The following is an 11,962-nucleotide window of genomic DNA, read 5'->3' as shown; positions in this document are numbered from 1 at the left end:
TTTCATGAGTGTTCACATTGCAGCTAAACCAGGAGATATTGCGGAGACGATTCTCCTGCCAGGAGACCCGCTTCGTGCTAAATATATCGCAGAGACCTATTTGCAGGATGTAACCTGCTATAACGAGGTGCGCGGAATGCTGGGCTTCACAGGTACATATCAAGGCAAGCGTATTTCTGTACAGGGCTCTGGCATGGGGATTCCGTCTATCAGCATTTATGCCAATGAACTGATCACCGAGTATGGTGTGAAGAATCTGATTCGTGTCGGCACGTGTGGCGGGATGCAGGAGCATGTTCGGGTCCGTGACGTCATTCTGGCACAGGCGTCCTGTACGGATTCCAGCATGAACCGTCATGTATTCGGCGGTTATGATTATTCACCTATCGCCAGCTTCCCGTTGCTGAAGGCAGCTTATGATCGCGGCACAGCCAAAGGTCTGAAGCTGCATGTGGGCAATATCTTCAGCTCTGACATGTTCTACCGCGATGATAAATCGGTCGTGGAGAAGCTGATGCAGTACGGCATTCTTGGTGTGGAAATGGAGACGACTGCGCTATATACTTTGGCTGCGAGACATGGTGTGCAGGCACTGACCATTCTGACCGTCAGCGATCACCTGATCACAGGTGAAGAGACGACATCAGAGGAGCGCCAGACGACCTTCAACGAGATGATGGAAGTGGCGCTGGATACGGCGATCTCTTTATAAGGAATATAGAGCAGGCCTGAGTAGGCTTACTTCAATCACGACTAGGAGAATCAGACAATGAGAATGGTCGATATTATTGCAAAAAAGCGGGACGGCAAGGAGCTGACTGCTGAGGAAATTCAATTTTTCATTCAAGGGTACACCAATGGGGACATCCCGGATTATCAGGCCAGCGCACTCGCGATGGCGATCTTCTTCCAGGATATGAATGGACGCGAGCGTGCAGATTTGACGATGGCGATGGTGCATTCGGGCGAGACGATTGATTTGTCAGCAATTGACGGTATTAAGGTTGATAAGCACTCTACAGGTGGTGTTGGTGATACGACGACGCTGGTGCTTGCTCCTCTGGTAGCAGCACTGGATATTCCGGTCGCCAAGATGTCTGGACGAGGACTCGGGCATACGGGAGGAACGATTGACAAGCTGGAGGCAATCGAGGGCTTCCATGTTGAAATCTCCAAGGAGGAGTTCGTCAAGCTGGTCAACGAGCACAAGATTGCAGTAATCGGTCAGAGTGGCAACCTGACTCCAGCGGACAAGAAGCTGTATGCACTCCGTGATGTCACGGGAACCGTCAACTCCATTCCATTGATCGCCAGTTCCATCATGAGCAAGAAGATTGCAGCAGGCTCCGATGCAATCGTACTGGATGTCAAGACAGGTGCAGGTGCCTTCATGAAGACGGTCGAGGAGGCCAAGGAGCTGGCCCAGGCTATGGTAAGCATCGGGAATAGTGTAGGCCGCAAGACGATGGCTGTGATCTCGGATATGAGCCAGCCTCTCGGTTACGCTATTGGCAATGCGCTGGAGGTTCGCGAGGCGATTGACACTTTGCAGGGCAAGGGACCTGCCGATCTGGAGGAGCTGTGTCTGGCTCTGGGAAGCCAGATGGTCTATTTGGCAGGCAAGGCAACGTCGCTGGAGGAAGCCGAGGAGAAGCTGCGTGTGGTTATGCGCAGTGGCAAGGCTTTGGATAAATTCAAGGAATTCATCCGCAATCAAGGCGGCAATGAACAGGTGGTGGATCGTCCTGAGCTGCTGCCACAAGCAGCCTATCAGATCGAAGTACCAGCTGATCAGGATGGCGTCGTCGCTGCTATAACCGCAGATGAGATTGGTACTGCGGCCATGAAGCTTGGAGCCGGACGGGCGACCAAGGAATCAGATATTGATCTGGCTGTAGGTCTCATGCTGAACAAGAAGATCGGGGATACGGTGCGTAAAGGTGAGTCGCTCGTCACGATTCACGCTAACCGCGAAGAGGTCGATGAGGTCATTCGTATGATTCGGGAGCACATTCAGATTGCTGATCACGCGGTAGCGCCGCAGCTTGTGTACGATGTAGTAACAGGCTAAATGAATGTGACATCACATCATAGTCGGATTACCGAGCAAACAAAGATGACGAGTTCGCAAAGTTAACAAGTAAACAAAACTCTTGTAATCAAGAAAGCGTTCCGAGTCCTTTCAAGGCTCAGGAACGTTTTTTTGTGCTGGTACGTGGGCCTACGATGAAAGTGAATAATCTATTTCTCTCAGGAAAAGCTATTGTAGCTTAGGGATTTCTCAAGGCTACTGACCGCTCCTGAAGTAGAGATTGTATAGAATGTTTTAAAATACATTAAATTCATCGGAATTATTATATTTTTTAATTGACGCTTTACCGTAACATGGTGTAGTATTCAATTGCTGCCTCGTTAATCGTCAGATTGGTTGATTAATGCAAGGGGTTCACAGCGGTATACTTTATAGAGAAAAGAGTGAAGTAGATATGAAAAGGGTACATTTCTTAGCGGTAACATGGGTTATTCTCTTGCTGGTGCTGGCAGCATGCGGAAATAGCACGGGTCAGACTACGGATACAGCAGGCAGCAATAACGGAGCTGCTAGCAATCAGGAGACAGCCCAGTCAGCGTTGGAAGCTGTCAAGGCAAGTGGCAAGCTGCGGATCGGTACGGAAGGTACCTATGCACCCTTTACATTCCGTGATGGGTCAGGCCAACTGACAGGCTTTGATGTAGAGATCGCTCGTGAAGTCAGCAAGCGTCTGGGTGTAGAGCCTGAATTCGTCGAGACTCAGTGGGACGGAATGTTCGCAGGCCTGGATGCCAAGCGATTCGATGTGGTGTTCAATCAGGTGTCTATCAATGATGAGCGCCAAGCCAAGTATGATTTCTCCGATCCTTATATTGTCTCCAAAGCGGTGCTGATCGTGAGTGAGGACAATAACGAGATTAAGCAATTCGCTGATCTGAAAGGCAAGAAGGCTGCTCAATCTCTGACGAGCAACCTGACTGAGATTGCGAAGAGCAATGGTGCAGAGATCGTAGCAACAGAGGGCTTCAATCAGGCAATCGACCTATTAACCTCCAAGCGTGTAGATGCGACAGTGAACGACGGTTTATCCTTCCTTGATCTGAAGGTGCAGCGTCCAGATGTGCCATTGAAGGCTGTAGATGAAGTAGAGGAAGCTTCCGAGAGTGCAGCTTTGTTCAATAAGGGCAATGACGACCTAATAGAGGCAGTGAACAAGGCCTTGGCCGATATGAAGAGTGACGGGACCTACCTGACCATCTCCGAGAAATACTTCGGTACGGATGTATCCAAATAAACTGAATAATAAAAATAAGATAGTGCTGTCAATACACTGTGACAACGTGTGACATCATTAAGCATTGCAACCTCTTGACAAAGATGAATATTATTCAAAGGATGTCATGAAAGATGGACAATCGCGATATTCAAATTCTAATGGATTCCTTCTGGCCCCTGCTAAAAGCAGGGGTTGCTTTTACACTGCCACTCGCTATACTATCCTTTGCATTTGGCTTGGTATTGGCGCTGTTGACAGCACTCGCTCGCCTGTCGGGCGTAAGCATTCTCATAGCAATCGCTCGATTCTATGTATGGATCATACGCGGTACACCGCTCCTGGTGCAGCTCTATATTATTTTCTATGGCTTACCAACGGTAGGTATCGTACTGGACCCATTCATTGCCGCACTGATCGGCTTTAGTCTAAGTGTGGGAGCGTACAATTCGGAGGTCATCCGTGCGGCGATTCAGTCCGTGCATCATGGTCAATGGGAGGCAGCAGAGTCACTTGGGATGACCCGAACGCAGGCGCTGCGACGTATTATTTTGCCACAGGCAGCAAGGGTGTCGGTTCCTCCGCTTGGAAACTCCTTTATCAGTCTCGTGAAGGATACATCGCTGGCGGCAGGTATCGCTTATCTGGAGATGTTCCGTGTATCCCAGCAGATCGCTGCAACCACTTATGAGGCGTTATTGGTCTATTCAGAAGCAGCCGTTATTTATTTATTGTTCAGTACAGTACTTTCGGCACTTCAGAACTATGTTGAGAAGCGTGTAGGTCGCCATGCCAACCGGGTGGGAGGAACTTCATGATTACCATTCATAATTTACACAAATCCTTCGGCTCGCTGGAGGTCCTAAAGGGAGTAGATCTTTCCCTGGAGAAAGGCAAGGTACTTGTCATCATTGGCCCTTCGGGTTCTGGCAAGACGACGTTGCTGCGCTGCTTCAATCTGTTGGAAATGCCTGACCAGGGAACGCTAGAGCTAGGTGGGTTATCTCTACATTTTGAACGAGGCTCGAAGGTAAGCAAGAAGGATATGCTCGCGCTTCGCAAGAAATCAGGCATGGTATTTCAATCCTATAACTTGTTCCCGCATATGACGGTGCTGCAAAATGTAATGGAGGCGCAGGTTACGGTACAGAAGAAGGGCAAGAAGGAGGCACGTAAGCGTGCCCTTGGGCTGCTAGAGAAGGTAGGACTGTCGGATAAGGCCGACGTGTACCCACACCAGCTCTCTGGCGGACAGCAGCAACGGATCGGTATTGCCCGGGCAATGGCCGTAGACCCCGAGGTGCTCCTGTTCGATGAGCCAACCTCTGCGCTTGATCCAGAATTGGTAGGCGAGGTGCTCAAAGTCATGAAGGAGCTCGCTGCTGAGGGACGGACGATGGTTATCGTAACGCATGAGATGAAGTTCGCTGCGGATGTGGCTGATCACGTAATCTTCATGGATGGTGGTGTCATCGTAGAGCAAGGGCCGCCTGCTCAAGTGCTGAGAAACCCTGTCAGTCCAAGAGCTGTTCAGTTCCTGGGCAGGCTGCGTGGGGAAGAAGCTGTTGAGATGGCTATGTCAGATGGAAAGTAACAGCGCCCTGAGCCCGAACCGTGTATTGATTAAATAACGATACAATCTGGATCTTGTCAGTGGATATTGTATCGTTTGCTATAGCCCCGAGTAGTGCCTGCAAAATCCGTAAAACCGTACTGCCAATACGGCCTGTATTGCCAGTAGTACCTGTGATTAGATGACGATAGACTAACTTTTTCGGTTAGCTTCCTCATGCTGGTGACAGGTTTTTTTGCGTTGTATTTGCGATGCTGCAGGGGGCATATATTTGAGCACAATAAATCAAAACTTGCAACTTCATACCTAGTAGAATGGAAGGAAACAGAGAGAATAGAGGGAATAAAAGGAGTAGAGCTATGAAGGGGAGAAAGACCAAGTAAGAACAGGTAAGAACAGGTAAGAACAAGTAAGAACAAGTAAGAACAAGTAAGAACAAGTAAGAACAAGTAAGAACAAGTAAGAGTATACCGGTTGTTGATTAAGGAGGAGTCAGATATGGAGTATTATCGTCTTATGCAAAAGGCAGTGGTATTCATGGAGGAGCACTTGAAGGAGGATTTGAAGGTGAAGGAAATAGCCGCAACGACAGGCTTTTCTCCCTTTCATTTTCAACGATTATTTCAGGCCATTACCGGGTTCTCTATTCAGGAATACATACGGAAGCGCCGAATGACAATGGCTGCCGGAGAGCTGGTACATACCGAGCGTGGAATATTGAGCATTGCGCTTGAGGTGCAGTATCAATCCCAGGAGGCTTTTACCCGTGCATTCGAGCAGTACTGGGGGATTACTCCAGGACAATTCCGCCGGAAACAGGACCCATGGAACGGACGAGGGCAGCAGCCTATTGATTTCCTGAATTATCGAACACACACGAAGGAGGACATAGCTATGAACAAGCCTGTCATACGTGAGCTGGACGCAATTCCGATCCTGGGCGTCGAATACCGAACAACGCTGCTGGAGGAGCAATACTATCAAGATATCCCTGATTTTTATCGACAATTCGGCGAGGAAGGCCACTTTATGCGCATACCAGAGAAAGCAGCCCCTGATTTCAGCTATGGCATTGCATGTCATTTTGAAGATGAAGGGACCTTCTCCTTCGTAGTTGGAGAACAGACAAGTCAGCTGCTGCCTGCACCGGACGATGGGGACTGGATCAGTATGGAGCTACCAGCTGGCTTGTATGCCGAATTTACGGTAGATGGACCGGCAGCCATGGCCCAGGACATTCGAAGATATATTTATGGAGTATGGTTACCGAATTCGAACTACTCCAGAAGAGAAGGACCCGATTTCGAGATTACAGATGTGCGGCAATCGCGTTTTCCGGATCGTATGCGAATGAAGATCTGTCTTCCCGTGCAGGCATGCGATTAATATACGTGTACATTCCAGTATGTGCTGTGGAATACGGTGGTGACTGTGTAGCTAGGAGGACTGTTTCAGGAGCTGGATGAGCTCGTCCCCAAGCTGGATGCCCAGCTCCGTTAGCTGTGTGATCTCTTCCTTCGTAATCTGCTCCAGATGGGCACCGCAGCAGATGGCAAAATTCCCGCGGAACTGCCTTCGCAGACGCACAGCAATCTCCTCTGTAATATAAAATTCCTTGTGCGTCTGCAGCTGAACGGTACGAATCGGCTCCAGACGTGCACCTGCTGTAATTGTGCCCAGATGAGGGCGATCCCCGCCACTGATGCATACTACAATATCCTCACCCATGTGGATCGCATCCAATGTCAGATGTATTCTTCCCATGGAACGCTCTAGGTGTATCATGTGAACTCTCCTTTATCCTTTTTCGTTAGTTATTCTACCTTATTGCATTTAGAGACAGTGTGCTGTGATCAATACGGGTTAGTATCCATACTAATTGCTGGTTCTCAGCTTTTGGTATGAGCTTGTTTCTCCACAGTCTGTCGTCTATGTTATGTCATCTGTTGTACATGATACGCCAAGACCCCTCCTGCAATACAGAGGGGTTTTGGGTCGTTCTTACACGATCTCGGCTGGCCTTATACCTGTTGAAATATCAACAGCTTCGAAGTATCCCTTTATCAAGCTGATTACTGCTTAAAAGAATCCCATACGATGGTCATCCGGGCGAGCCATCCAGTCTTGCTTGCGCTCCTTATCGAGCTCTCCCTTGATGCCTTGTATGATACGCAAGAGGTCCGTCTGTCCTTGCTCATGCCATTCCAGTGCTGCCGTGACATACAGCTCGCCAAGCTGAGCGAGCGAGAGACCATCGGCCAGCTTGGCAGCCTTCTGGACCTCCTCCGTCGCCACGAACGCTCCGATGCCGCGCAATTCCATGAACTTCCTGCGCAGTTCTTCATCCGGTAGGGCCACCTCATAGGCACGATCAAAACGACCTGCCCGGTTCATCAGTCCCGGATCAATCTTCTCAGGATAGTTAGTCGTTCCGATCAGGAAGATGCCTTCCTTGGACGTCGCTCCATCAAGCGTGTTCAGGAAGAAGGAGCGAGAATGCTGCGGCATGGAATCAATATCCTCAATGACGAGCACCATCGGCGCCAGACGCGAGGCTGCTTCAAATACCTCCTTGATGGAGCCGCTGTCGGTGTGCTCCGTGATCTGCCAATAGGCCACTGGGCCGTTCACGGTACCAGCAATGGATTTAACGAGTGTAGTCTTGCCGTTACCCGGGCGTCCGTAGAGCAGAATTCCCCGTTTGTATGGAATATTGTAGGTCCGGTAGAAGGTCCGATCCGCCTCGAAGAACTGATCCAACGAACGGAAGATTTCCTGCTTGATGGCAGGGTCCATGATGACTTCCTCGCGGCTGACCGCTCTTGTGACGGGCTCACTCTTACGATTGATTCCATGAGTTGTGTCCGTAAAGACCGTGACTCGATTCATATTCTGACGGCGTTCCCGTGCCCGGACATTACTGAGAAAATCAAGCAGCTGCTGATCTCCGATGGAGAACACGAAATCCTCTTTATAGATGCCATGCTCCCGGAAAAATGGAACCCTTGCCAATGCCACTCCCCATTCGGGATATGCGAATACATTGTTATGGATGGACAGGTGAACGCCATAATCCGGCATCTCTCCCTCATCATCATACTTGAGAGTGCGCTCCTCAAGGCGATCATAGATGCGTGCTACATGCTCTACCTCTGGATTGTTTTTGCACACATCCTCCTCCAGCAGGTTCCAATATTCCATATTCGGATCGTTACTGGCATACAGCTCGTAGGCAACTCCATATTTCTGAAATAGAATGGTGCTGATTCCGTCAATCAGACGGGCATAATCGGCATAGCCAGTGATGCGTCCGTCCGTGTCACCATCAAATCGGTAGACCACTGGAGTAGGAGCTTGCTGCCCCGAACGGGAGGAAGCCCCTCTGCTTTCCTTCATACTATTTTCCCGATGCTCGTCGGTGGTCTGACATTCACTATGAGGTAACCTTGCATCTATTCTCGTATCTATAATTGTAGTCTGTTGCTTCATATACTCTTATTTGGCTCCTTTCACTGCGACCAATGGTTTGCATTTGGCGACTACCCGGGCGAGTCCCGCCCCGGTCACACTGTCAATGATGTCATCTACATTTTTGTAGGCTTGCGGTGATTCGTCAATGATTGATTCCAGCGAGCGCTGGTTCACGATCACTTCATCCTCGGTTCCCACTCCAAGTGCGGCGGCAAAATCCTCGACACGTACGAGTCGCTTAGTAGCACTTCGTGATCGAACCCGGCCAGCTCCGTGACAGATGGAGTGGAAGTTGTCTGCGCCCTCAGGCTGTCCAAGCATAATATAGGAGGACGTACCCATCGAACCAGGTATAAGTGCAGGGTGTCCGGTCTCCAGATAAGGCTTGGGATTGGCGGGATGTCCGGCTGGAAGGGCGCGCGTCGCACCTTTACGATGGACAAAGACATCACCATACTGCTCGTGCTGCTCGTTCCAGGCATAGTTGTGCATGAGGTCGTACAGCGTCTTGAATTCACATTTTGGTCCGAATACGTCCCGGAATGCCTCACGAATGGAGTAGGCAATCAGATGACGATTGACGACGGCATAGTTCAACGCAGAGTACAGCATGTCAACATAATGCTGCCCTTCCGGGTGGTCCAGCGGAATGAATTTGAGATTCGGATCAGCTGTACCGATGCCAAGACGCTGCATGGCCTTGGCAATCGCTGCTGAGCTTGTCTGGCTGACGGCGCTGCCCCAGGCGCGTGAGCCGGAATGAATCATGACGACGATCTGTCCATCGAACATGCCCCAGGCTTCAGCAATATGGCGCTGCTCCTCGGCGATCTCCAGCGCTTGCACCTCAGCAAAATGATTGCCTCCACCAAGAGTTCCGAGCTGGCGGTGTGCCCGGTGCCAGGTCATATCCTGGATTGTGTTCAGCACCTCTTCATCAAAATTGAATTTGCTGGATTCCACATGGGTCAAGGAAGTGGATTTCTTGGGTGTATAGCTATCTGGAATGTACTTGTTCGGCAGGCCGTGAAGACCCTTGCGCACGATATGCTCCAATCGTATATCCGAATAGTGTCCACGTTGGTTGGCCTCCATCGGCAAGTACTTCTCGATCGTCTTCACCAGCTTGCGTCGTAGCTTAACGTCCTTGAGATCATCCCGATGCAGTGGTGTCAGATGGACACGCATGCCACAGCCAATGTCACTGCCGACGATGGAGGGAGAGACATATCCATCCATCATATTCCATACCGCTGTTGTACCAATGCAAGTACCGACACCCACATGTACGTCCGGAGTATAGCTCATATGCGTAATGTTCGGAATTTGCAGATTGTTGTTGGCCATCTCGAATACTTTATAGTCCAGGGAGGAGAAGAGCTGCTGGCTTGCATAAACGGTCAAATCACCAGAAGGAAGCTTGACTTCGTGTCTGTAGGCCCCGCCCTCAGCCTGAAATAGATTCGGTTCATTCGTGGAAGTATTAGGTTTCGATGCTGGAATGCTATGTTTTGATGCTTGTTTGTTGGTATCCATATAGGTTGAAAATCCTTTCTATGCTTCCAGCCTCCGGCCGCAGGGCCCAGAGGCCTGCTCGTTATAATAAATAGACGCAAAAAAGCCATAGACATATTGTCTATGGCTTCTGCGCAAGTCCAAGCTCCGACAGTCCGCCATTCAAGCAGAAGGCGCGTCGAAGCAATGTCACAGATACTCGAAGTCAGCCATTCCGAATCAGGTCCGGCTGCCATCGATTATGTCGTCCGTAAGAGGCCGACTAGACAATGATGTTCAATCATTTGCATGTATTGTACGTCTGTTAGCAAGTGTCTTGTATGCAAGTTATAGACTGCGGTCATGTTCATCGGCCTCCCTTTTCAAAAGTTAAATCTTATGTTAATGGCAATCTGTGGAAGATGTCAACCCTTTTTTGAAAAAGTCTGAAAGTGTAGCAGGATAATCCGTAATTTGGTTGCTGGTAGAGTTGGGGGTATAATAGAGTAGTGTTGATAGGTTAGTCACTGAGGATAAATCTCTAACTTGAAGGAGTGAAGTTCAGATGACAGAGAAGAAACATCAGCTTGGAAAAAGTGGACTGCAGGTTCTACCGATCGGGCTGGGCGCCAACGCTGTAGGCGGTCACAATCTGTTCGAGGGCTTACAGGATGAGACGGGCAGAAATATTGTGCGAACAGCGCTCTCACAAGGTGTCGATTTCCTGGATACGGCCTATATATATGGTCCCGAACGCTCGGAAGAGCTGATCGGAGAGGTGCTGAAGGAGCAAGGAGGACGTGATCGTGTCGTCATTGCAACCAAGGGTGCTCATAAGCCAGCAGAAGGGGACATGGCCATCGACAATTCTCCAGCGTTCCTGAGGCAGTCTGTAGAGGACAGTCTACGACGATTGCAGACGGATTATATTGATCTTTATTACATTCATTTTCCAGATGAGCATACACCGAAGGACGAAGCGGTGGGGGAGTTGAAGCGTCTGAAGGATGAGGGCAAAATTCGGGCGATTGGCGTGTCGAATTTCTCCATTGAGCAGCTACGGGAAGCGAACAAGGAGGGCCATGTGGATGTGCTTCAGTCCCATTACAATCTACTGCATCGAGATGCGGAGCATGATTTGCTGCCTTATACCCGCGAGCATGGAATCTCATTCGTGCCGTATTTTCCACTTGCGGCCGGCCTGCTAGGAGGCAAGTATAGACTTGGGGATACATTCACGGATATTCGCAAGAATAACCCTCTATTCCAAGGGGAGGCTTTTGCACGCAATCTGGCTAAGGTGGATCAGGTTCGTGCCATTGCTAAGGCCAAAGACGCAGAGGTAGCTCATGTCATATTGGCTTGGTATTTGACAGTTGAGGGTATTGATGCTCTGATTCCAGGAGCCAAGCGCCCCGATCAGGTGCTGTCGAATCTGAAGACGTTGAAGGTAGAGCTAACTGCTGATGAGATTAAGCAGATTGACACTATTTTTGCGACCTAAAGCGACCTACAGCAACCTAAATTGTTCCCTAAAAGTCTATTCAAATTAGTCCATACAAGCCAGATGACGAACCAAGCATTCGTTGTCTGGCTTTTTTGTTGCTCGCTGTCACGGCGTATATGACATGATGATTCAGTTTTTGCGCAAATATGCAATAGGTCTCGAATACTGGGCCTGCTCTTATCTTAAAATGCAAATGAAATGAATATAAAGGATTATTTTGAAATTATTTGAATAAAACTCTTGTGCACTTTCTTGTTCGACATTATAATACTTGTAAAATTGTTAATCTATCCCAAGATATAGAAGAATTAGAACGCCTACACGCTTATCTACTAGAGTTGGCATTGTAAGATAAGATCAACCCGCATATCAGTTAGATACTCCTACCTATCCGTTCCGTCTCAATCATCTTTCACACTCATACCTGCTTCAGCATCCCAGAATGGTTCTATTCCTGTTCACATCAACGACAATGTCAGTTATTTCTGATGAAGGGCTTCTAGTGATCCCCTGCTCAGCTATATCTCACGACATTAAACCTAGTAAACCTATCATAACAGTGTAATATTTTAAGGTTTACTTACTCTTCTCCAGTTATTGCATTCTCATTGC

10 protein-coding genes are annotated in these 11,962 nt (G+C 49.0%); 7 read left to right on the top strand and 3 right to left on the bottom strand.

Annotation, left to right across the window (positions count from 1 at the left end; genetic code table 11):
• Positions 1–4: 4 nt before the first annotated feature.
• The 6 genes from deoD (at position 5) to MKX74_RS19885 (ending at position 6,264) form a co-directional block, all read left to right on the top strand.
• Positions 5–712 carry a purine-nucleoside phosphorylase gene (gene deoD, locus MKX74_RS19910; RefSeq protein WP_018885006.1) on the top strand — a complete coding sequence of 236 codons (708 nt, stop codon included), beginning with the start codon at positions 5–7 and terminating at the stop codon, positions 710–712.
• A 57-nt stretch (positions 713–769) separates the two neighbouring features.
• Complete coding sequence (locus tag MKX74_RS19905; protein WP_341179581.1) at positions 770–2,071, top strand: pyrimidine-nucleoside phosphorylase; 1,302 nt, start codon at positions 770–772, stop codon at positions 2,069–2,071.
• A 415-nt stretch (positions 2,072–2,486) separates the two neighbouring features.
• Positions 2,487–3,326: an amino acid ABC transporter substrate-binding protein gene (locus MKX74_RS19900; RefSeq protein ID WP_018885004.1), complete on the top strand. Its 840-nt coding sequence runs from the start codon at positions 2,487–2,489 to the stop codon at positions 3,324–3,326.
• 113 nt (positions 3,327–3,439) lie between these two features.
• Positions 3,440–4,123 (top strand): amino acid ABC transporter permease, encoded by a 684-nt coding sequence (locus tag MKX74_RS19895; RefSeq protein ID WP_341179580.1) that lies wholly within the window; start codon positions 3,440–3,442, stop codon positions 4,121–4,123.
• Positions 4,120–4,899, top strand: coding sequence for an amino acid ABC transporter ATP-binding protein (locus tag MKX74_RS19890; RefSeq protein ID WP_341179579.1), 780 nt, complete (start codon positions 4,120–4,122; stop codon positions 4,897–4,899). The genes MKX74_RS19895 and MKX74_RS19890 overlap by 4 nt, the downstream gene beginning before the upstream one ends.
• Before the next feature lie 477 nt (positions 4,900–5,376).
• Positions 5,377–6,264, top strand: coding sequence for an AraC family transcriptional regulator (locus MKX74_RS19885; protein WP_341179578.1), 888 nt, complete (start codon positions 5,377–5,379; stop codon positions 6,262–6,264).
• A gap of 51 nt (positions 6,265–6,315) precedes the next feature.
• Here MKX74_RS19885 and lpdD read toward each other — a convergent pair whose 3' ends face one another.
• The 3 genes from lpdD to MKX74_RS19870 form a co-directional block, all read right to left on the bottom strand.
• Positions 6,316–6,663 (bottom strand): prenylated flavin chaperone LpdD, encoded by a 348-nt coding sequence (lpdD, locus tag MKX74_RS19880; RefSeq protein ID WP_018885000.1) that lies wholly within the window; start codon positions 6,661–6,663, stop codon positions 6,316–6,318.
• A gap of 294 nt (positions 6,664–6,957) precedes the next feature.
• A complete protein-coding gene (locus MKX74_RS19875) occupies positions 6,958–8,274 on the bottom strand; it encodes an AAA family ATPase (RefSeq protein ID WP_341179577.1) in 1,317 nt (438 codons plus the stop codon).
• A 99-nt stretch (positions 8,275–8,373) separates the two neighbouring features.
• Positions 8,374–9,885, bottom strand: coding sequence for an RtcB family protein (locus tag MKX74_RS19870; protein ID WP_341179576.1), 1,512 nt, complete (start codon positions 9,883–9,885; stop codon positions 8,374–8,376).
• A gap of 523 nt (positions 9,886–10,408) precedes the next feature.
• Here MKX74_RS19870 and MKX74_RS19865 point away from each other — a divergent pair.
• Positions 10,409–11,347, top strand: coding sequence for an aldo/keto reductase (locus MKX74_RS19865; RefSeq protein WP_341179575.1), 939 nt, complete (start codon positions 10,409–10,411; stop codon positions 11,345–11,347).
• Positions 11,348–11,962: the final 615 nt, after the last annotated feature.

Origin of the sequence: Paenibacillus sp. FSL K6-1230 (assembly GCF_038002385.1) — a bacterium.
GTDB classification, from domain to species: domain Bacteria; phylum Bacillota; class Bacilli; order Paenibacillales; family Paenibacillaceae; genus Paenibacillus; species Paenibacillus massiliensis.
The sequence above is the reverse complement of the archived record's forward strand: the minus strand, read 5'-3'. Positions and strand labels throughout refer to the sequence as shown.

Coding starts and splice junctions, on each gene's coding strand:
- MKX74_RS19905 (WP_341179581.1), top strand. CDS start 770: ATGAGAATGGTCGATATTATTGCAAAAAAGCGGGACGGCAAGGAGCTG.
- MKX74_RS19890 (WP_341179579.1), top strand. CDS start 4,120: ATGATTACCATTCATAATTTACACAAATCCTTCGGCTCGCTGGAGGTC.
- MKX74_RS19870 (WP_341179576.1), bottom strand. CDS start 9,885: ATGGATACCAACAAACAAGCATCAAAACATAGCATTCCAGCATCGAAA.
- MKX74_RS19885 (WP_341179578.1), top strand. CDS start 5,377: ATGGAGTATTATCGTCTTATGCAAAAGGCAGTGGTATTCATGGAGGAG.
- MKX74_RS19865 (WP_341179575.1), top strand. CDS start 10,409: ATGACAGAGAAGAAACATCAGCTTGGAAAAAGTGGACTGCAGGTTCTA.
- MKX74_RS19895 (WP_341179580.1), top strand. CDS start 3,440: ATGGACAATCGCGATATTCAAATTCTAATGGATTCCTTCTGGCCCCTG.
- MKX74_RS19900 (WP_018885004.1), top strand. CDS start 2,487: ATGAAAAGGGTACATTTCTTAGCGGTAACATGGGTTATTCTCTTGCTG.
- lpdD (WP_018885000.1), bottom strand. CDS start 6,663: ATGATACACCTAGAGCGTTCCATGGGAAGAATACATCTGACATTGGAT.
- MKX74_RS19875 (WP_341179577.1), bottom strand. CDS start 8,274: ATGAAGGAAAGCAGAGGGGCTTCCTCCCGTTCGGGGCAGCAAGCTCCT.
- deoD (WP_018885006.1), top strand. CDS start 5: ATGAGTGTTCACATTGCAGCTAAACCAGGAGATATTGCGGAGACGATT.